This is a genomic window from Actinophytocola sediminis, from assembly GCF_054779715.1.
This window is the reverse complement of sequence record NZ_BAAGXS010000042.1, coordinates 68,480-87,584: the sequence shown is the minus strand read 5'-3', so window position 1 is coordinate 87,584 and position 19,105 is coordinate 68,480. Positions and strand designations below refer to the sequence as shown.

Genomic DNA, 19,105 nt, shown 5'->3' with positions numbered 1-19,105 from the left:
GCGATGTCCGTTCGCGCCTCCCCGATCACGCTGCTGTCGGTCGGCCACGCCTGCGTTGATGTCTATCAGGGCGCGGTGGCCGCGCTGGTGCCGTTCTTCGTCATCGAGCGCGCGTACAGCTACGCCGCCGCCGCGGGCATCGTGCTGGCCGCGTCGCTGCTGTCCTCGGTCGTGCAGCCCCTGTTCGGCGCGCTCACCGACCGGTGGGCGATGCCCTGGCTGCTTCCGGTGAGCAGCGTCGTCGGTGGTGTCGGGGTCGCGCTCGCCGGGGTGAGCGACAGCTACGCGCTCACGCTGACCGTGGTCGCGGTGTCCGGGATCGGCGTCGCCGCGTTTCACCCGGAGGCCGCCCGGGTGGCCAGGGTCGCCGCCGGGCGCAGCCACCGGGCGATGAGCTGGTTCTCCCTTGGTGGCAATCTCGGCTTCGCCACCGCACCACTGCTCGTCGGCGCGGTCGTGGCCACCGGTGGGCTGGGTGCCTCGCCGTTGTTGGTGGTCCCGGCGCTGGTGGGGGCGGCGTTGTGCGCGGTGGCGCTGCGCTCGCTGACGGCCGCCGCCGCGGCGGCCCCGCCGGCGCCGGCGAACCTCGGCCGCGACGACCGCCGGTCGTTCCTCGTGCTGTCCGGGGCCGTGGTCTGCCGGTCGATCGTCTTCGTCGGGCTGGGTGCCTTCATCGCCCTGTACGCGACCCAGCGGGTCGGCGGCGGCGAGGCGACCGGCACGGCCGCGTTGTTCGTGCTGTACCTCGGCGGCGCGGTCGGCACTGTCGCCGGGGGCAGCCTCGCCACCCGGTTCGGCAGGCTCCCGGTGACGCGGTGGTCCTACGCCATGACCGTGGTCGCGGTCGCCGGGGTCGTCCTGGTTCCCGGGCCGTCGCTGTTCGTCTTCGTCGCGCTCGCCTCGGCGGGGCTCTATGTGCCGTTCTCGTTGCACATCACGCTGGGCCAGGACTATCTGCCCCGGCATGTCGGCACCGCCAGCGGGGTCACGTTGGGGCTGTCGGTGAGTGTCGGCGGCCTGGCCAGTCCCGGGATCGGGGCGTTGGCCGACGCCTTCTCCTTGCAGGTCGCGCTGGTGCCGCTGATCGTGCTGCCGGCGGTCGGCTGGCTGCTCATCCGCACGCTGCGCGAGCCCGGCGCTGACTAACAGAATTCCTGGACAGCTGTGCCCTTTGTTGATCCTCGTCTAAATTCACTGACGGGCCGCGGCTCGATGAAATGATTTACCGCATGAGTCTGTGCCGACCTGACCGCCTGCTACAGCAGGGAGAGGTCCACCACCTGAGCCATTCGTTCCCGGCCGGCGTCGCTCTGGTGCAGGTGGTCGCCGCTGTCGTAAGCCGTTAGCATTCGGCCGGGGTCGGCCGGGTCCCGCAGCGCGGCGTCGAAGTCGACGACCGCGTCGAACTCGCCGCTGGTGCGGATGAACTCGTTGACCTGCTGGCGGATCTGCTCCTTGCCGCCGGCACACGCGGACGCCCCGCCACAGGGGATGAGCGTCGCGCCGACGATCCGCACGCCGCGCGCGTGCGCCCGGTCGATGATCTCCCGGTAGGCGGCGATGAGTGGCGCGGCCTCGGTGACGCTGCGGGAGATGTCGGTGATGCCCTGCAACAGGAACACCGTGCGTACTCCCGGCTGGGCAAGCGCGTCCCCGTCGAGCCTGCTCAGCGTCCTGGGGCCGTAGTCGTCGAGCAGGATGCGGTTGCCGGACATGCCGGCGTTGAGCACCCCGAGCCGCTGGTCGGCCGGCAACTCCTGGAGCCGCCGCGACAGGTGATCCGGCCAGCGCCGGTTGGCATTGACCGAGGTCCCTCCGCCGTCGGTCATCGAGTCGCCGACCATGACGACCGACCCGGGACCGTCCGGGACCACCACGCTGATCCGGTCGAGCCAGTACCAACTGGTGATCGTGGTGTCGTAGGCACGACCGCCGTGCTCGCGGGCGTGGTCGCCCGGAGTGGACACAAAGGACTCCTGGGTGGCCCGCAGGTGTCCGTTGAGCTGCTCGTGGGTCTGGCTGGTGTACACGCTGACCACGACGTTCGTGGCGGCCGGCAGATGGCCGCGCACCGGGTCGCTCTCCGCCGTGCCGCCGACCGGGATGGTGACCGCCGGCCGTCCGCCGAACGTCAGTCGCCGGTTGGTGCCCGGCCGGATCTCGGCGCCGTCCCGCTGGAGTCCGAGATAGGCGCTGCGGAAGGTGACCGGCGCCGTTCCGTGCACATTGGACAGTCGAACGCGTGCGTCCCGGCCGCCGACACTGGTGTGCGCGATCATCCGGACGGTCTGGCCGGCGACCGTGGCGTCCAACCTGGACGGTGCGGCCATCCAGGTCCCGGTGCGATCCCTTTCGGTGGCCCTGCTGGTGAACCGGACCGCGTCGGCGCGGTGGTTGCCGGTGCCGGCGGAGGTCAGGGTGACCGACGCGTCGCCGGCAAGCGCCCAGTCGCCGAGCACCCGCCAGCCACCGCCGCCGGTGCGCTGGTCGATGACGACCTCGTCGCCGTCGACCGTGTAGTGCGCCGCCTCGGTGCTCGCCGGGTTGGTCGGGTACCAGACCGCGACCTCGTACCGTCCACGGGGGACGGATGCGTGCCAGGTCGCGGTGGCTCCGGCGGTGTCGCTGTACCGGGTGCCGCTGCCGTCGAAACCCGTGAGCGCGCTGGCTTTCCAGGTTCCGGTCTCGGTGTAGGACACCGGTGTCTGCTCGTTGGTCACCACCACCGTGCTCGGTCGCGCCGGTGCCTCGGCGGCGGCGGGCATGATGGCGGGCACGGTCGGGGCGAGGACGAGCAGCGCCATGGTCAGGACAAGCGGTCGTGCGCGCATCGGGCTTCCTTTCCCACCGATTCGGGTCAGTGGGTGAGGGGGATGGGGGTGGCGGTGTAGCCGAGGGCGGTGCTGATGGTGTCGGCCGTCTCGATGACGATCTGGGCCAGCTCGTCGCGGCGGGTGCCGAGGTCGAGCGCGGACAGGGAACCGGAGACCGACACGGCGGCGACCACCGCGCCCTCGCGGTCGCGGATCGGGGCGGCGATACACGCGCGACCGAGCGCCAGCTCCTCGATTTCGGTGGCGTAGCCCCGGGCCAGTGCCTGCGCCAGCTCCGCGTCCAACGCCCGCGAGCTGGTGACGGTCCTGGCGGTGAACGCGGTCAGCTCGCCGTCGCCGAGCAGCGCCCGCCGCTGTTCGGCCGAAAGGCCGAGCAGCAGGCATTTGCCCAACCCGGTGGCGTGCAACGGGTTCGACTGGCCGAGCAGGGTGAACGACCGGGGCGCGAGCCGACCCTCGGCGTTGATCAGGTAGACCAGCTGGTCGTCGTGGCGGCGGGCGACGTTGACCCCGAGCCCGAGCCGGGCGGCGAGATCCTGCGCGACCTGCCGCGCCTCCCGGTGGACCGGCGACTGGTTGGCCGCGGCGCCACCGACCCGCAGCGCGAGCGGGCCGAGCCGGTAGAGCGCGGTGCTGGGGTCGCGTTCGACGAAGTCGAGCGCCTCCAGAGTGGCGAGCAGCCGGGTCGCGGTGGACAGCCCGAGCCCGGCCGCGGTGGCCAGGTCCGACGCGCGGACCCTGGTGTGCCCCGCGTCGGCCAGGGCGCGCAGCAGCTGGGCCGCCCGCTCGACGGACTGGTTGTTCCCACTATCTGCCGGCATCGTTGCCCATTCTGCAAGTGCGGTTGCAATCTGGGCAGAGAGTAAGGCTGATCTTGCAAGAGGTCAATCAAAACTGGGGACGCGGCTGATAAAGGCCGAGGAGCGCGTGCGACGCCGCGTCCACGATCTCCTCGGCGCTGGCCCGCAGGGCACCGTCCAGCCAGGCGGTCACCAGCTCGGCCATACCGCCGATGAACAGCAGGCCGGCGGTCTCGTCGTCGGTCTCGGTCCGGTCGCCGGTGTCGAGCCATTCGCGTGCCTCGACCGCCGCCTGGTGGGCGAGGTGGCGCAGCAGTTCGGTCCGGCGCCGCCGCAGCTTGGGCACGGCGACCGACTCCACGATGGCCACCCGGCCCTTGCGCGGATCGTCGAGCAGCAGCTGGACGAACGCGGTGATCGACGCGCGCACCCGCGCTCGTGGATCGTCGCCCGCCCGGTCGGCGGCCCGCCTGCTGGTCTGTTCGATCTCGGCGGCGATGTCGTCGAGCACCGCCTCGAGCAGTTCGTCCAGGCCGGAGAAGCTCTCGTAGAAGTAGCGCTCGGACAGGCCGGCCTCGGTGCAGACCGCGGTCATCGTGGTCCGGGTGTCCTGGTCGGCCCACACCGCGAGCCCGGCCGCCAGCAGTTTGGCCCGGCGCGCGGCGGCCCGTTCGGCGGCGCTCACGCCCCGGTAGACCCCTGACTGCCCGGCCATGGGCCAACCATGCCACACCGGACTCGAGCACCAAGGTTGACAGGACGTCCTTCCTGATTCAGGCTGGGCGTGACCGCCGCCACACCAGCGCGAGGTGAGTTCATGACGGCCGAAACCCTCGAACCGCGCCCGCTGCCGACCCTGCGTCGCGACGACCGCGGCCTGCCCTATGTCGGCAAACTCCTCGAGTACGCCAAGGATCCGGTCGGCCTCTACCAGCGCCACTGGGAGCGCTACGGCCCGGTCGCCCCCTTCGCCTCGATCGGCACGAGAGCGGCGATGCTGCTCGGGCCAGACGCCGTCGGCGAGGCACTGCAGAACAAGGACAAGGCGTTCGCCAACGAGCCGGCCTGGTCCCAGCTCGTCGGGCCGTTCTTCAACCGCGGCCTCATGCTCATCGACTTCGACGAGCACCGGGGACACCGGCGGATCATGCAGGAGGCCTTCACCCGCCCCCGGCTCGCGGCCTACACCCGCGCGCTGCACCCGGCCATCGAGCAGGGCATGGCGCGCTGGGCGGCGGGGGAGGAGTTCCCGGCGTACTGGCGGCTCAAGCAGCTGACCCTGGACATCGCCGCCGACCTGTTCATGGGCGGCGCGCGCGACACCGGCCAGGCCGACATGGACCGGGTGAACAAGGCGTTCATCGCCTGCGTCCAGGCGGCCGCGGGGATCGTCCGCGCGAACGTGCCGTTCACCCGGTGGGGCCGGGCCTACCGCGGCCGCCGGCTGCTCGAGGATTTCCTGCGCCACTACCTGCCGGCCAAACGCGCGCACCAGACCGAGGACATCTTCTCGGTGCTCTGCCACATCGAGACCGACGAGGGCGACCGGTTCACCGACGACGACGTGGTCAACCACATGGTCTTCCTGATGATGGCCGCGCACGACACCTCGACCAGCACCACCACCACGATGCTGCAGTACCTCGGCCAGCACCCGGACTGGCAGGACCGCTGCCGGGCCGAGTCGCTGGCCATCGGCCCGACCCCGTCGATGGCCGAGCTGGAGAGCCTGGTGTCGCTGGATCTGGTGCAGCGCGAGGCGTTGCGGCTGCGCGCGCCGGTCCCGGTCGTGGTCCGGCAGACGGTCAAGGACACCGTCGTGCAGGGCGTCCGCATCCCGGCGGAGACCGCTGTCGCGCTGGGCATCCAGTTCACCCACCTGATGCCCGACTACTGGACCGACCCGCTGGCCTTCGACCCCGACCGGTTCGGGCAGGCGCGGCGCGAGGACAAGTCGCACCGGTTCGCCTGGGTGCCCTTCGGCGGCGGCGTGCACAAGTGCATCGGGCTGTACTTCGCCGGCCTGGAGGTCAAGGCGATCATGCATCGGCTGCTGCGTGACTACCACTGGCGCGTCGACCCGGCCTACCGGCCGCCGATGGACAACCATTCGCTGCCCTTCCCCAAGGACGGTCTGCCGATCACCCTGGTCAGGAACTGAGCATGAACTTCGACGACACTCCGGAAGAGGCCGCCTGGCGCGCGGAGGTGCGCTCGTTCCTCGAGCGGCACCGCGAAGACCTTGGCGCCACTGAGAAAGCTGTTGACCCGGCGAGAGCAAGGATCCGACAGTCCATTGTGTACGATGCCGGGTTCGTCGGTGTCACCTGGCCGGTGGAGGCGGGCGGCCGGGGCGGCACGCCGATGCAGCAGGCGATCGTCGACCAGGAGATGGCTCGGCTGGGGCTGCCCGCGCTGATCAACCTCATCGGCATCGGCATGTGCGGTCCGACCGTGATCGTGCACGGCGGCGACGACCAGAAACAGCGCTACCTCAAGCGGTTGCTGCGGGCCGACGACATCTGGTGCCAGCTGTTCAGCGAGCCGGCCGCGGGCAGCGACCTGGCCGGGCTGCGCACCAGGGCGGTGCGCGAGGGCGACACCTGGCGGGTCACCGGGCAGAAGGTGTGGACGACCCACGCCCAGCTGGCCGACTACGGCATTCTGCTCACCCGGACCGACCCGGACGTGCCCAAGCACCGAGGGCTGACCATGTTCGTGGTGGACATGAAGGCCGCCGGGGTGACCGTCCGGCCGTTGCGGCAGATGAGCGGTGGCACGGACTTCAACGAGGTCTTCTTCGACGACGTGGTCATCCCCGACGCCGAACGGCTCGGCGCGGTCGGCGACGGCTGGCGGGTGGCGCTGACCACGTTGATGAGCGAGCGGCTCTCCCTCGGTGGCGGCGGCTCCGAGATCGGCCCCCGGTTCGAGACGGTGGCCCGGCACGTCGCCGACCACCTCGACGCGCTGTCACCCGACCGGCAGGTGCTTGCCCGCCAGGAGCTCGGCCGGGCCTATGTGGCCGTGCTCGGTGCCCGCTACACCGGCTACCGCCAGCTCTCCAAGCTGAGCCGGGGCGAGCTGCCGGGTCCGGAGGCCTCGGCCGGGAAGCTGTCCGGCACCCGGTCGGCGCGGGCGCTGGCCGACCTGGCGGTGCGCGTGCTCGGCGACGACGCGGCCGTCGCGACCTCCCGCGAGGGCGGCGGGTTCTGGCAGGAGCTGCAGGCGGGGCTGCCCGGGATGGCGATCGCCGGCGGCACCGACCAGGTGCTGCGCAACATCATCGGCGAGCGCGTGCTCGGACTGCCCGCCGAGCCGCGCGCAGACAAGGGCGTCACGTTCGAGGAGAGCCTCGCCGCCGAGAGGACAGCCGAGAGGACAGCTGAGAGGACACGGTCGTGAACTTCGATCTCGATCAGGAGCACCTCGACCTGGCCGACGCGGCGCGGGACTTCCTGTCCGCCAGCGGGTTGCCGGCCGCGGCCAGGGCGATGCTGGACGGGCGGGCCGCGGTGGCGCCGGGGCGCGCGGAGCTGGTCAAGAGCGGCTTCGCGACCATCACGGTCCCCGAGCACGCCGGTGGGGGCGGCGGCAGCGTGCTGGACCTGGCCGTGGTGGCCGAGCAGGCCGGGCGGGTGCTCGCCGGCCCGTCGCTGGTGAGCTTCGCGCGGGCGGCCGTGCTGCTGGCCGACGACGCCCGGCTGGCCGACTTCGCCGGCGGTGAGCTGGCCGTCGCCGTCGTGGACGACACCGGAGACCACACCGGAGACCGCACCGGACCGGTGCTGGACGCGGTCGGCGCCGACACGTTCCTGGCCCTGCGCGACGGCGCCCTGGTGTGCGGCCAGGGCACGGTCACCGCCCGCGAGCCGATCGACCCGACCCGCGGCCTCGGTGACGTCACCCTCGGCGAGACCACCGAGCTGGTGGCCGACGCGACCGCGCGGTGGCGGCGCGGCGAGCAGGTCGGCCGGACGATCCTGGCCGCCGAGGGCCTCGGCGCGGCCGCCCGCATCCTGGACATCGGGGTGGCGTATGCCAGGCAGCGGTACGCCTTCGGCCGCGCGATCGGGTCCTACCAAGCGGTCAAGCACCTGCTCGTGGACGTCTACGTCGAGGTGGAGCAGCTGCGCTCGCTGGTCTGGTGGGCGGCCTGGGCCGCCGACCACGCGCCGGACGAGCTGCCGCTGGCCTCGGCGGCGGCCAAGGCGGCCGCGGCCGGCGCGCTGGAGCGGGCGGCGGAGTCGGTGGTCCAGGTGCACGGCGGCATCGGGTTCACCTGGGAGCACGACGCGCACCTGTACTGGCGCCGGGCCAAAGTGGACCGTTTCCTGCTCGGCGACGACATCGCGGCCTACGACGAGGTCGCACGGCTCGCGTTGGCGCGGGCGCGATGACCGGCCAGGGCGAGCACAATCTCGCCGTGCTGGCCGAGCAAGCCTTCGAGCGGCTCGGCGACTACGAGTCGCTGTTGTTCGAAGGCCGGTGGCTGACCTCGCGGGAGATCCACGAACGGGCGGCGGTGGTCGCCGGCGGACTGCGCGCCCACGGTGTCGCGCCGGGCGACCGGGTGGTGGTGCTGATGATGAACACCCCCGAGGTGTTCATCTCCTACCGGGCGATCTGGCGGGCGGGCGCGGTGGTCACCCCGGTGATCTTCCTGCAGACCGCGCCCGAGCTGCGGCACATCCTGACCGACTCCGGCGCCACGGCCGCGATCGTCAGCGCGGAGCTGGTGGCCCTGTTCCAGGGCGCGGCCGACGGCCTGGACATCACCACCTTCGTGGTCGGTGGCGAGGACGGCATCCCGTTCGCCGACCTGGAGCGCGGCGAGCCGGCCGGGATCGAGCCCCGCGCCGATGACGACCTCGCCGCCCTGCTCTACACCGGCGGCACCACCGGGCGGGCCAAGGGCGTCATGCTCAGCCATCGTGGGCTGTGGGAGTCCGGCCGGGGCCTCAGCCTGATCGCCAGGAACACCGACACCACCAGGACGCTGCTGCCGTTGCCGCTCTCGCACGCCTACGGGCTGATCGTCACCATCGGCGGCCTGCACGCCGAGCGGCGACCGGTGTCGGTGCTGCAGCGCTGGTTCGACCCGGTCAGCTGGTTGACCCTGGTCGCCGAGCACAAGCTGGAGAGCAGCCCGGTCGTGCCCGCCATGCTGCAGGCGCTGCTCGCCCAGCCGCTGGCCGACCACGACCTGTCCTCGCTGCGGACGTTCGGCTCCGGCGGCGCGACCCTGCCGGCGGCGGTGCGCACGAAGGTGGAGCAGGTGTTCGGGGTGACCGTGCTGCAGGGCTACGGCCTCACCGAGGCCAGCGCGGCGGTGACCGCGGAGTCGCTGGCCGACCACCGGCCGGGCAGCGTCGGCAAACCGTTGCCGCACGCCGAGGTGGCCGTCCTCGACCCCGACGGGAACGCGGTGCCGGCCGGTGTGGAGGGCGAGATCTGTGTGCGTGGCCCCGGCGTGATGCTCGGCTACTGGCACGCCCCCGAGCTGACCGCGCGGACCGTGCGCGACGGGTGGCTGCACACCGGCGACCTCGGCCGGCTGGACGAGGACGGCTTCCTGTATGTCGTGGACCGGTTGAAGGACCTGATCATTCGCGGTGGCTTCAACGTGTATCCGGTCGATGTCGAGGACGTGTTGCACGAGCATCCGGCGGTGCGGGTGGCCGCGTGTGTCGGGCGGCCGGATCCGGAGCGCGGCGAGGAGGTGGTCGCGGCCGTAGCGCTGGCCGCCGGCCAGCAGGTGACCGGTGTGGAACTGGTCGAGTTCGCCAAGCAGCGGTTGGCCAGGTACAAGTATCCGCGCGAGGTGCTCGTGGTGGACGCGGTGCCGCTGACCAGCGTCGGCAAGATCAACCGGAGGGCCGTGCGCGAGCTGTTCACCCGCTGATTCATCCGCTGAGGCGGGGTGTGCGCCGCATCAGGGCCAGGACGGCGGCGGCGAGCACGATGGCCGCGGGCAGCAGCATGCTCATGGCGCCGTCGGGGGAGACCACCAGCGCGACCAGCACCGCGCCGGCCACGGCCACGAGCAGGCGACTGCGCTCGTAGCGGGCCAGGACGAGCAGGCCGGCCGCGATGAGCACGGGTTCGAGCAGTCCCGGCGACCACGTGCCCAGGATCGTGCCGACGCCGGCGATCAGCGCGGCCGCGCTGACCGTCGCCGCGGTCCGGCTTCGCCGGTGGTAGGCCCACATTCCAGTCAGCGCGCCGAGTCCGAGTAACGGCAACCCGACCGCGGTGGTCAGCCCGCCCGGGTCGTCGGTCGTGTCGCTGATGGCGGTGATGACATAGCAGGCCGGCACCGCGATGGCGCCGCCCAACGCCAGCAGCACGTGCGCACGCACCGAGCCGCCATCCCGGCGGGCCTGCCGGGCGTACCAGGCCACCGTGCCGACCAGCGTCACCGTGATCAGCACCGCCCACGGCCAGTCCCGCAGCGGGGATCGCTCCCAGCCCGAGGGCAGCGGGGCGTTGAAGTAGGCCGTTGCCTGCATGGTGCCCTCGACAGTGTTCTCGCCAGTGCCCTCGACGGCGCCCTGGCCCGTTCTCGGTGGCGTCACGGGGTAGCCGACGTTCTCATGGGTGTCCAGGCTGTCCAGGACGAGCAGTGTGAGCAGCCCGAAACCCAGCAACACCAACGGAAACCAGTATCCGTACCGGTTCCCGGCCCGATCACCCATCCCGGAGAGGCTACACCGGGGAGTGCGCGGCGGACCGTCAGCCAACCGTCAGCCGCACGGGCGCCGAGTCGTCAGGCGCGGGCGGTGTGCTGAGGCTCCTTGACCCATAACCCTGGGAGCACACCGTCATGGCCGCACTGCTCTACCGGCTCGGCGCCCTGGCCTACCGGCGCCGCCGGATCGTCCTGGTGGTCTGGCTGGCCGTCCTCGTCGGGCTCGGCGCGCTCGCCGGTGCCGCGAGCGGCTCCTACGAGGACGACTTCACGATCCCCGGCTCGCGCGCCCAACAGGTCCTGGACACCGTCGACGCCCAGTTCCCCGCCGCGGCGGGCACCTCGGCGCAGGTGGTGTTCCGCGCACCATCGGGCCGGCCGATCGCCGACCACGAAGCCGTCATCGCGCGCACCGTCGCCGCCGCGGCGACCGTGCCGCAGGTGGCCGGCGTGCTGGACCCGTTCACCGCGCGCACGATCTCGCCGGACGGCAGCGCCGCCCTGGCCTACGTGAACTATCGCGAGGAGCGCGCCACCGTGGCCGACGCCTCCCTCGACGCGTTGGCCGCGACGTTCCAACCGGCCCGCGACGCCGGGCTGCGGGTGGAGCTGGGCGGCGAGGTCTACCGCGACCGCACCGCCGACAGCACCGACGACAGCGGCGGCGGGGCCGAGGCCGTGGGGTTGCTGATCGCGCTGGTCGTTCTGGTCATCACGTTCGGCTCGCTGGTGGCCGCCGGGCTGCCGCTGCTCACCGCGCTGCTCGGGGTCGGCGCCACGGTCGCCGGCCTGGCCACGGTCGCCGGCCTGCTGACCCTGCCGACGACCGCGCCCGCGATGGCGCTCATGCTCGGGCTGGCGGTCGGCATCGACTACGCGTTGTTCATCGTCGCGCGGCACCGCTCGCAGCTGGCCGCCGGCATGCCCGTCGCCGAGTCGGTCGCCAGCGCGATCGGCACGGCGGGCGCGGCCGTGGTGTTCGCCGGTCTCACCGTGGTCATCGCGCTGGCCGGGCTGGCCGTCGTGGGCATCCCGTTCCTGACCGCGATGGGCCTGGCCGCGGCCGCCGCGGTGGTCGTCGCGGTGCTGGTGGCGGTCACCCTGATCCCGGCGGTACTCGGCCTCGCCGGCCACCGGCTGCGCCCCAGGCCCGGCTCCCGGGCCGTGCGGCGCGAGGTGGGCGACCGGCCGACCATGGGCGCGCGCTGGGTCCGGCTGGTCACCCGCCGGCCGCTGGTCACCACCCTCGCCGTGGTCGCGGCACTGGCCGTGCTGGCGATCCCGGCGGCCGGCCTGCGGCTCGCGCTCACCGACAACGGCTCCGCCCCGGCGGCCAGCACCCAGCGCCAGGCCCACGACCTGACCGCCGAGGCGTTCGGCCCCGGCTTCAACGGCCCACTGCTGGTCCTGGCCGACCTGGCCGGCGAACCCGACCGCCAGGCCGCCGCCACGGCGCTGGCCGACCGGCTCGGCGCGGTGGCCGGCGTGGCCGCCACCGGGGTGCCGGAGCTGTCCGCCGACGGCCGATACGCGCTGATGACGGTGATCCCCGAGACCGGGCCGAGGGACGAGCGCACCCAGCAGGTGGTGGCCGACCTCGAGGCCGAGGGCGGGGCGTCGGTCGGGGTCACCGGCGTGACCGCCATCGGCATCGACATCTCCGAGCTGGTTGGCGCCGCGCTGGTGCCGTTCGCGCTGATCGTGGTCGGGCTCGCGTTCCTGTTGTTGCTGGTGGCCTTCCGGTCGCTGGTGGTGCCGGTGAAGGCGACCCTGGGGTTCCTGCTGTCGGTCGGCGCGACGCTGGGCGTGGTGGTCGCGGTGTTCCAGTGGGGCTGGCTCGCCGGGCTGGTCGGGGTGGAAAGCACCGGGCCGGTGATCAGCTTCCTGCCGGTCATCCTCATCGCGGTGCTGTTCGGCCTGGCGATGGACTACGAGGTCTTCCTGGTCAGCCGCATGCACGAGGAGTACACCACCAGCCGCGACCCGCACCGCGCGGTCAGCCACGGGTTCCAGGCCTCGGCCCGCGCGGTCGCGGCGGCGGCGCTGATCATGGTCGCGGTCTTCGCGAGCTTCGTCCCCGACGGCGACGCCACGTTGCGGCCCATCGCCTTCGCGCTCGCGGTCGGCGTGCTGCTGGACGCGTTCCTGGTCCGGATGACGCTCGTGCCGGCGGTGCTCGCGCTGACCAGGCACGGCGCCTGGTGGCTGCCGCGCTGGCTGGACCGGGTGCTGCCGAACGTGGACGTCGAGGGCAGGCGGGTGGCCGAGGTGATGGTGAGATAGCGGGCGTGGACAGCATTCTGGTCGTGGACGACGACCCCGGACTGCGGGAGCTGCTGTTGTCCGCGCTGCGGTTCGCCGGCTTCGCGGTCGAGGCGGTCGGCGACGTGCCGGCCGCGCTCACCGCGATCGCCGAACGCCCGCCCGACGCGATCGTGCTCGACGTGCTGCTGCCGGGCACGGACGGCTTCGACCTGGTACAGCTGTTGCGCGCCAAGGGAGTGCAGGTGCCGGTGATGTTCCTGACCGCCCGCGACGAGCTCGACGACCGGGTGCGCGGGCTGCGCATGGGCGGCGACGACTACCTGACCAAACCGTTCAACGTGGTGGAGGTCGCCGCCCGGCTGGAGGCGCTGCTGCGGCGGGCCCGCCAGGTGCCGCCGTCGGCGCCCGCGGGCGTGCTGCGCTGCGGCGACCTGGAGCTGGACGAGGATCGGCACCTGGTGACCAGGGGCGGGCGGGCGGTCGAGCTGTCGCCGACCGAGTTCCGGCTGTTGCGCTACCTGCTGGCCAACACCGGGCGGGTGGTGTCCAAGGCCCAGATCCTCGACCACGTCTGGCAGTACGACTTCGGCGGCGACGCGGGCGTGGTCGAGCGGTTCGTCTCCAACCTCCGCCGCAAGATCGACTTCGGGGGACCGTCGATGATCCACACCGTGCGGGGGTTCGGGTACAGCCTGCGGCCGGTGCGGTCGTGACCCGGTCCTCCCGGTGGCGGCTGGCCATGATCACGCTGCTCGCCGGCCCGGAGACCGCGATCGCCACCGAGGTGAGGAAGGCGTTCGACGCCCAGCGGCGGGCACAGGACCGGCTGCGCAGCTTCGTCGCCGACGCCAGCCATGAGCTGCGCACGCCGCTGGCGACCATGCACGGCTGGATCGACCTGTACGTCCAGGGTGGGCTGCGGGACCCCGACCAGCTCGACCACGCGATGGAACGGATGCAGACCGAGGTCGGCCGGATGCGCCTGCTGGTCGACGAGTTGGCGCTGCTGGCCCGCCTCGACGGAGCCCGGCCGCTTGACCGCGCGCCCGTGGACGTGGTGGCCCTGGCCGCCGAGGTGGTGGACGACGCCAGGGTGGTCAGCGCCGACCGGGCCATCGCGCTGCGCGGCGTGCCGACGGCGGTCGTCGACGGCGACGGCCCGCGCATCCAGCAGGTGCTGCGCAACCTCGTCGGCAACGCGGTGCAGCACACCGGCCCGGGCACCCCCGTCACGGTGACCGTCAGCGTCCCCGCCGGGGAGGTGGTGGTCGAGGTCCTGGACGAGGGCGCCGGGATCGCGCCGGAGCACCTGCCGTACGTGTTCGAGCGGTTCTACCGCGCCGACCCCAGCCGCGGCCGCGACAGCGGTGGCTCGTCGGGCCTCGGGCTGGCCATCGTCGAGGCGATCGTGACCGCGCACGGCGGCACGGCCGGCGTCACCTCAACGACCGGCGGCACCACCGTCCGGGTCACCTTCCCGGCCTGACCGACTGTCGCGCTACCCGGTGACCTTGACTCCCTGTGCGCGCTCCTTGGCCAGGCGAAGCTCCTCGGCCGACAGGCTGCGGTTGGTCTCGATCACCGCGACGGTCTCGGCACCCTCGTCGGCCAGGTCCCGGCCGCCGCGCGGGCAACCGGGACGAGGCCAGGCGCGCCCTGCGGGCGGCGCTCAACTGGGCGCCGGACTACGAGAAGGCGACCAGCCTGCTGCACGAGCTCGGTCAACGCCGGCTGCCGTGATCGGCTGTGCCCGAGGGCTCGGGGGCGAGCCGGCGGGAGAGGGCCGCGACGACGGCGAGCGCGGCGGCGGTCGCCCACAGCACCCCGGCCGTCCCGGCCCCGGCGGCGATCGCGCCGACCCCGCTGGGAATCACCACCTGGCCGAGGCGGTTTCCGGTCAGCCGCAACGACATCGCGCGACCGCGCAGACCGGCGGGCGCCGAGGAGGCCAGCCAGGCCATGGTGACCGGCTGTCCGACACCGAGCCCGAGCCCGAGCAGGACCACCAGACAGGCCAGCACGACCGGCGGGAGCGGCAACCCGATGGCGGCCATCGACAACGCCGACAGGATCGCCGTGCCGATCATCAGCCGGCGGCGGCCGAGCAGGGTGACCAGCCGGCCGAGAAAGAGCCGCGAGGTCATCGACGCGACCGCCCGCAGGGTCAGCAACAGGCCGACGAAGCCCGCCGCGAGCCCACGGTCGGCGCCGAGCGCGGGCAGGTAGACCAGCGTGATGTCGACCGCGGCGAGCACCACACAGCTGACCACCAGCGCGCGCGGCAACCCGGGCAGCCGGAGTAACGTCCGCATCCCGCCGGCGACCGGCGCCCGTGACGCCGCCGGCCGGGCCGGCGGCCGGATGGTCAGGGCGCTGAGCGTGAGCAACACCCCGATGCCGCCCGAGACGAGGAAAAGGGCGGTGGTGTCGGGCACCGCCTGCCGGCCACCGGCGACGATGATCAGCCCGGGGCCGATGGCCTGGCCGAGCGAGGCGGCGAAGGTGTAGTAGCCGAACGCGGCGTCGAACGTCCCGGCCGGCGCCGCGTTGGCGACCGCGGCCTGCTGGCCGACCACACAGAGCAGATGACCGGTGCCCAGCACGGCGACCCCGGCGACCAGACCGGCCGGGGACGAGCCGGCGAGCAGCAACACCGCGGCCGACGCGGTCAGCAGCACCGCCCCGGCGACCAGCACCCGCCGCTCGCCGAACCGGTCGGTCGCCTGCCCGGCGGGCACCGCGACCAGCAGCGGGACCACCGCGAACGAGGCGGCCAGCGCGCCGAGCCACTCGCCGGGCACGCCCAGCTCGATGGCCCGGTAGGTGACCGCCGGCCGCAGGACGAAGGTGACGACCGGGGTGAGGACCGAGTGGGCGAGCAGCCGGGCCGGCGGCCGACGCCCCGCATGACCTGGATCGGGCCACCTCACCGGTGCGGCCGAACCCACACCCGCAGGCCGCCGATCGGCTCGAAGCCGGTGCGCACCGCCGCCGCCAACGCGTCCCCGTGCTCGTACCCGACGACCGGCAGCCCAGGGTGATGCCGCGCGGCCAACCCCAGCACGCCCGGCCACGCCGCGTCCAGGTCACCGTCGGCGGCGAACACGTTGGACACCCCGACGACCGTCGACCCGCTGCTCAGCACGGCCCCGGCGACCACCCGCCCGTCCCGGTACCCGGCCACGACGAGCACCGAGGGCTCGTCGAGCAGCTGTCGGCGAAACGGCCCCGGCTCGTCGTCGGCGCCCCAGGCGTCCTGCCACGCGGCCAGCGCGACGTCGTCGCGGATCACCGACCACCGCACGCCCTCGGCGCCGGTCGGCAGGGCGCGCGCCCGCCGATGGATCCACTCCGCCTCCAACAGCACCTCGAACCCCGCCGGTGCCAGGTCGAGGCGGTGGAAGCTGTCCTTGACCGAACAGCCGGCCGCGGTGTCGATCCACGGCAGGACATCGGCCGGGGTGGCCGCCTCGGACAGCGTGACCGCGTCCGGGTAGTTGGCCGGGGTGCGCCGGGCGCAGGTCCAGGACGAGGCCCGGAACTCCCCGGTCACACCGTGTGTCCGGCAGACGATGTCGCACCAGCGCGCGTTGTCGCGGGCGGCGTCGTGGACGCGCCGATCCATGCGCCCAACTCTGCCATGCCACCCGATCAGCCAGATCCCCAACGTTCGCCGGCGCGCGGTGCTCTACCGTTGTCTCCGAGATTCAGTACCCGCGAATCGGGAATCCTCGCCGGTTGCCCGGCGTTCTAGTCGAGAACTACCTGACAACCTGGGAGGCCTGAGGTGGCGTTGGACCCGGAGGAGCTGGTCGAGGTCGACTCCGACGTCCCGGACCTGACCGGAGCGGTGTTCCTGCACCACTTCGACGGCTTCATGGACGCCGGTTCGGCCGGATCGACGCTCGTCGACCACCTGCTGGACAAGCACGAGCACCGCGTGGTCGCGCGGTTCGACATCGACGAGCTGATCGACTACCGGGCCCGCCGGCCCGCCATGACCTACGACACCGACCGCTGGGAGCACTACGCCGCCCCCGAGCTGGTCGTCCACCTGCTGCACGACACGATCGGCACCCCGTTCCTGCTGATGACCGGCCCGGAGCCGGACCGGCGGTGGGAAGCGGTCGCGGCGGCGGTGCGCGCGCTGGTCGAGCGGTGGGGCGTGCGGCTGACCGTCGGGTTCCACGGCATCCCGATGGGGGTACCGCACACCCGCAAGCTTCTGGTGATCTCGCACGCCACCCGGCCAGAGCTGATCACCGAGAAGTCCCCGTTCAGCCGCGTGCAGGTGCCTGGTCACCTGTCGGCGCTGCTGGAGATGCGTCTTGGCGAGGCGGGCCAGGACGCCATGGGCTTCGCCGCCTACGTGCCGCACTACCTCGCGCAGGGCACCTACCCGGCCGCGGCGGTCGGGCTGCTGGACGCGCTGACGAGGTCGACGGACCTGGCGATCGAGGGCAGCGCCCTGCACGAGTCGGCCAAGCGCACCGACGCGGAGATCGCGCGCCAGGTGGCCGAGTCGACGGAGGTCGCGGACATGGTCGCGGCGCTGGAGCGCCAGTACGACACGTTCAGCGAGGCGTCGGGCAACCTGCTGGTCGGCGAGGGCGAGCCGGTGCCGAGCGCGGACGAGCTGGCCGCCGAGTTCGAACGCTTCCTGGCCGACCAACAACCGGACAACTAACCCGCCCCCCAAACGCAGCGAAGGGCTCCTTCACTGCGGTGGGCGCAGCGAAGGGACCCTTCACTGCGGTGGGCGGGTGACTGTTGACAGTGTGGTCTAGACCACACACCATGGAACGCATGTCCGCACCCTGCAAGCGGCTGGTCGTCGGTGTGCTCGCACTGTTGCTGGTGCTCGGCGCCCAGTCCGTGCCCGCGACCGCCGCCCCGCCGACCTTCACCCACCCCGGCGTCCTCGTCAGCCGCCCGATGCTGGACTTCGTCCGCGACCGGGTCGACGCGAACGCCCAACCATGGGCCGCCGCCTACGACCAGGTGGCCGCCTCGAAGTACGCGTCGTTGTCGCGCACCCCCAAGCCCCGCGCGGTCGTCGAGTGCGGCTCGTACTCCAACCCCAACCACGGCTGCACCGACGAACGCGAGGACGCGATCGCCGCGTACACCCTCGCGCTGCTGTGGTACCTCACCGAGGACACCCGCTACGCCACCAAGGCCATCCAGCTCATGGACGCCTGGTCGAGCACGATCACCGACCACACCAACAGCAACGCGCCCCTACAGACCGCGTGGGCCGGGGTGTCCTGGGCGCAGGCGGCCGAACTGGTCAAGTACGCCTATGGCGACTGGCCCAACTCGGGCCGGTTCGCCACCATGCTGCGCGAGGTCTACCTGCCGGAGATCATCGACGGCCGGGCCACCAGCAACGGCAACTGGGAGCTGGTGATGATGGAGGCGAGCCTCGGCATCGCGGTGTTCCTCGAGGACCGCGCGGTGTACGACCGCGCGGTGGCCAAGTACCGCACGCGGGTGCCGGCGTTCGTGTACCTCGCGAGTGACGGCGCGTTGCCGCACGCGCCGCCCGACAGCGGCATCGACACCCGCGACGAGATCATCCGGTACTGGCAGAACCAGAGCACCTTCGCCGAGGGCCTCACCCAGGAGACCTGCCGGGACTTCACCCACACCGGCTACGGCATCGCGTCGATCGCGAACTTCGCCGAGACGACCAGGATCCAGGGCCAGAGCCTGTACCCGGAGATCCAGGACCGGCTGCGCACCGCGATCGGCTTCCAGTCCCGGTACGAGCTGGAGTCGCCGCCGTCGTGGCTGTGTGGCGGGACGGTGCACCGCGGTCTCGGCCCGGTGACCGAGGTCGGCTACAACCACCTCAACACCCGGCTGGGCGTCACCATGCCCAACAGCCGGATCTACACCGAGAGCCACCGTCCACAGGGGACGAACAACCTGTTCGTCGCGTGGCAGACGCTCACCCACGCGCGGAATCCGAACTAACCGGTCACATCACGGCCGCGGGACGGTTCATAGGGGTGACAACATCCCGATGAACCAATGGAGGACCCCGTGGCACCACGGATGGCCGACGCCAGCACCTACCTGCCCGAGATCGGCGAGCTGGCCGGCACGATGGTCCGGGCCGTCGGCAACGGCTCGGTGCCGGCGACCACGACCAGCCTGGTCTACCTGCGGGCCGGCCAGCTCGTCGGCAGCACCTACCAGGTGCTGCGGCACTCGGTCGACCTGCGCCAGACCGGCGAGTCCGAGACCAGGATCGCCGCCGTGGCGACCTGGTGGGACGCGCCGTGCTTCACCGACGCCGAGCGGGCCGCGCTGACGTTGACCGACGCCGTCTTCCAGCCCGCCGCGCGCGGTGCCGAACGGGTGCCGGACGACCTGTACGCCGAGATCGCCAAGCACTACGACGACAAGGCGATGGCCACCCTGATGCTGGTGCTCGCCACGGCCGGCTTCTGGATGAACATCGCGCTGGTCTCCGCGCCCGCGCCGGTCTGACCAGCGGCGTGGGGATG

Annotated in this window: 17 protein-coding genes; 11 read left to right on the top strand and 6 right to left on the bottom strand. The window is 72.5% G+C overall.

Annotation, left to right across the window (positions count from 1 at the left end):
* Window positions 1-3 precede the first annotated feature (3 nt).
* Entirely contained in the window at window positions 4-1,146 is a 1,143-nt protein-coding gene (locus ACYVIP_RS25505) for an MFS transporter (protein ID WP_460400639.1), read from the top strand.
* Between the two features lie 110 nt (window positions 1,147-1,256).
* Here the strand turns inward: ACYVIP_RS25505 and ACYVIP_RS25500 are convergent, their stop codons facing one another.
* The 3 genes from ACYVIP_RS25500 to ACYVIP_RS25490 all read right to left on the bottom strand — a co-directional run bounded on the left by ACYVIP_RS25500 (window position 1,257) and on the right by ACYVIP_RS25490 (window position 4,349).
* On the bottom strand, window positions 1,257-2,831 hold the full coding sequence (locus tag ACYVIP_RS25500) for a GDSL-type esterase/lipase family protein (protein WP_460400637.1): 1,575 nt from the start codon (window positions 2,829-2,831) through the stop codon (window positions 1,257-1,259).
* 26 nt (window positions 2,832-2,857) lie between these two features.
* A complete protein-coding gene (locus ACYVIP_RS25495) occupies window positions 2,858-3,655 on the bottom strand; it encodes an IclR family transcriptional regulator (RefSeq protein ID WP_460400635.1) in 798 nt (265 codons plus the stop codon).
* Between the two features lie 67 nt (window positions 3,656-3,722).
* A complete protein-coding gene (locus ACYVIP_RS25490; protein ID WP_460400633.1) occupies window positions 3,723-4,349 on the bottom strand; it encodes a TetR/AcrR family transcriptional regulator in 627 nt (208 codons plus the stop codon).
* A 102-nt stretch (window positions 4,350-4,451) separates the two neighbouring features.
* Between ACYVIP_RS25490 and ACYVIP_RS25485 the strand changes: the two genes are divergently transcribed.
* Genes ACYVIP_RS25485 through ACYVIP_RS25470 form a run of 4 tightly spaced genes read left to right on the top strand, consistent with a single transcriptional unit; the run spans window position 4,452 to window position 9,539 of the window.
* On the top strand, window positions 4,452-5,795 hold the full coding sequence (locus ACYVIP_RS25485; protein WP_460400631.1) for a cytochrome P450: 1,344 nt from the start codon (window positions 4,452-4,454) through the stop codon (window positions 5,793-5,795).
* Window positions 5,796-5,797: 2 nt separating this feature from the next.
* Window positions 5,798-7,039: an acyl-CoA dehydrogenase family protein gene (locus ACYVIP_RS25480; RefSeq protein ID WP_460400629.1), complete on the top strand. Its 1,242-nt coding sequence runs from the start codon at window positions 5,798-5,800 to the stop codon at window positions 7,037-7,039.
* Window positions 7,036-8,034 (top strand): acyl-CoA dehydrogenase family protein, encoded by a 999-nt coding sequence (locus ACYVIP_RS25475; protein ID WP_460400627.1) that lies wholly within the window; start codon window positions 7,036-7,038, stop codon window positions 8,032-8,034. The genes ACYVIP_RS25480 and ACYVIP_RS25475 overlap by 4 nt, the downstream gene beginning before the upstream one ends.
* On the top strand, window positions 8,031-9,539 hold the full coding sequence (locus ACYVIP_RS25470) for a class I adenylate-forming enzyme family protein (RefSeq protein WP_460400625.1): 1,509 nt from the start codon (window positions 8,031-8,033) through the stop codon (window positions 9,537-9,539). The genes ACYVIP_RS25475 and ACYVIP_RS25470 overlap by 4 nt, the downstream gene beginning before the upstream one ends.
* 1 nt (window position 9,540) lies before the next feature.
* Here ACYVIP_RS25470 and ACYVIP_RS25465 read toward each other — a convergent pair whose 3' ends face one another.
* On the bottom strand, window positions 9,541-10,332 hold the full coding sequence (locus ACYVIP_RS25465) for a hypothetical protein (protein ID WP_460400623.1): 792 nt from the start codon (window positions 10,330-10,332) through the stop codon (window positions 9,541-9,543).
* Window positions 10,333-10,460: 128 nt separating this feature from the next.
* Here ACYVIP_RS25465 and ACYVIP_RS25460 point away from each other — a divergent pair, with 128 nt between their 5' ends.
* The 3 genes from ACYVIP_RS25460 to ACYVIP_RS25450 are packed head-to-tail and all read left to right on the top strand — an operon-like array spanning window position 10,461 to window position 14,076.
* The gene (locus ACYVIP_RS25460) at window positions 10,461-12,608 is read left to right on the top strand and encodes an MMPL family transporter (RefSeq protein ID WP_460400621.1); all 2,148 of its coding nucleotides are present in this window, start codon (window positions 10,461-10,463) and stop codon (window positions 12,606-12,608) included.
* 5 nt (window positions 12,609-12,613) lie between these two features.
* Window positions 12,614-13,303 carry a response regulator transcription factor gene (locus ACYVIP_RS25455; protein WP_460400619.1) on the top strand — a complete coding sequence of 230 codons (690 nt, stop codon included), beginning with the start codon at window positions 12,614-12,616 and terminating at the stop codon, window positions 13,301-13,303.
* Window positions 13,300-14,076, top strand: coding sequence for a sensor histidine kinase (locus ACYVIP_RS25450; protein WP_460400617.1), 777 nt, complete (start codon window positions 13,300-13,302; stop codon window positions 14,074-14,076). The genes ACYVIP_RS25455 and ACYVIP_RS25450 overlap by 4 nt, the downstream gene beginning before the upstream one ends.
* Before the next feature lie 235 nt (window positions 14,077-14,311).
* Here ACYVIP_RS25450 and ACYVIP_RS25445 read toward each other — a convergent pair whose 3' ends face one another.
* Window positions 14,312-15,520: an MFS transporter gene (locus ACYVIP_RS25445; RefSeq protein WP_460400615.1), complete on the bottom strand. Its 1,209-nt coding sequence runs from the start codon at window positions 15,518-15,520 to the stop codon at window positions 14,312-14,314.
* Entirely contained in the window at window positions 15,517-16,215 is a 699-nt protein-coding gene (locus ACYVIP_RS25440) for a hypothetical protein (RefSeq protein WP_460400613.1), read from the bottom strand. The genes ACYVIP_RS25445 and ACYVIP_RS25440 overlap by 4 nt, the downstream gene beginning before the upstream one ends.
* 162 nt (window positions 16,216-16,377) lie before the next feature.
* Between ACYVIP_RS25440 and ACYVIP_RS25435 the strand changes: the two genes are divergently transcribed.
* The 3 genes from ACYVIP_RS25435 (at window position 16,378) to ACYVIP_RS25425 (ending at window position 19,088) form a co-directional block, all read left to right on the top strand.
* A complete protein-coding gene (locus tag ACYVIP_RS25435) occupies window positions 16,378-17,277 on the top strand; it encodes a proteasome assembly chaperone family protein (RefSeq protein WP_460400611.1) in 900 nt (299 codons plus the stop codon).
* A gap of 119 nt (window positions 17,278-17,396) precedes the next feature.
* A complete protein-coding gene (locus tag ACYVIP_RS25430) occupies window positions 17,397-18,569 on the top strand; it encodes an alginate lyase family protein (protein ID WP_460400609.1) in 1,173 nt (390 codons plus the stop codon).
* Window positions 18,570-18,638: 69 nt separating this feature from the next.
* Window positions 18,639-19,088 carry a carboxymuconolactone decarboxylase family protein gene (locus ACYVIP_RS25425; RefSeq protein ID WP_460400607.1) on the top strand — a complete coding sequence of 150 codons (450 nt, stop codon included), beginning with the start codon at window positions 18,639-18,641 and terminating at the stop codon, window positions 19,086-19,088.
* Window positions 19,089-19,105 lie beyond the last annotated feature (17 nt).

Bases quoted from the DNA above. Each gene is read 5' to 3' on its own strand.
- ACYVIP_RS25500 (WP_460400637.1), bottom strand. From the start codon at position 2,831: ATGCGCGCACGACCGCTTGTCCTGACCATGGCGCTGCTCGTCCTCGCC.
- ACYVIP_RS25485 (WP_460400631.1), top strand. From the start codon at position 4,452: ATGACGGCCGAAACCCTCGAACCGCGCCCGCTGCCGACCCTGCGTCGC.
- ACYVIP_RS25460 (WP_460400621.1), top strand. From the start codon at position 10,461: ATGGCCGCACTGCTCTACCGGCTCGGCGCCCTGGCCTACCGGCGCCGC.
- ACYVIP_RS25440 (WP_460400613.1), bottom strand. From the start codon at position 16,215: ATGGATCGGCGCGTCCACGACGCCGCCCGCGACAACGCGCGCTGGTGC.
- ACYVIP_RS25480 (WP_460400629.1), top strand. From the start codon at position 5,798: ATGAACTTCGACGACACTCCGGAAGAGGCCGCCTGGCGCGCGGAGGTG.
- ACYVIP_RS25465 (WP_460400623.1), bottom strand. From the start codon at position 10,332: ATGGGTGATCGGGCCGGGAACCGGTACGGATACTGGTTTCCGTTGGTG.
- ACYVIP_RS25430 (WP_460400609.1), top strand. From the start codon at position 17,397: ATGTCCGCACCCTGCAAGCGGCTGGTCGTCGGTGTGCTCGCACTGTTG.
- ACYVIP_RS25490 (WP_460400633.1), bottom strand. From the start codon at position 4,349: ATGGCCGGGCAGTCAGGGGTCTACCGGGGCGTGAGCGCCGCCGAACGG.
- ACYVIP_RS25495 (WP_460400635.1), bottom strand. From the start codon at position 3,655: ATGCCGGCAGATAGTGGGAACAACCAGTCCGTCGAGCGGGCGGCCCAG.
- ACYVIP_RS25505 (WP_460400639.1), top strand. From the start codon at position 4: ATGTCCGTTCGCGCCTCCCCGATCACGCTGCTGTCGGTCGGCCACGCC.
- ACYVIP_RS25470 (WP_460400625.1), top strand. From the start codon at position 8,031: ATGACCGGCCAGGGCGAGCACAATCTCGCCGTGCTGGCCGAGCAAGCC.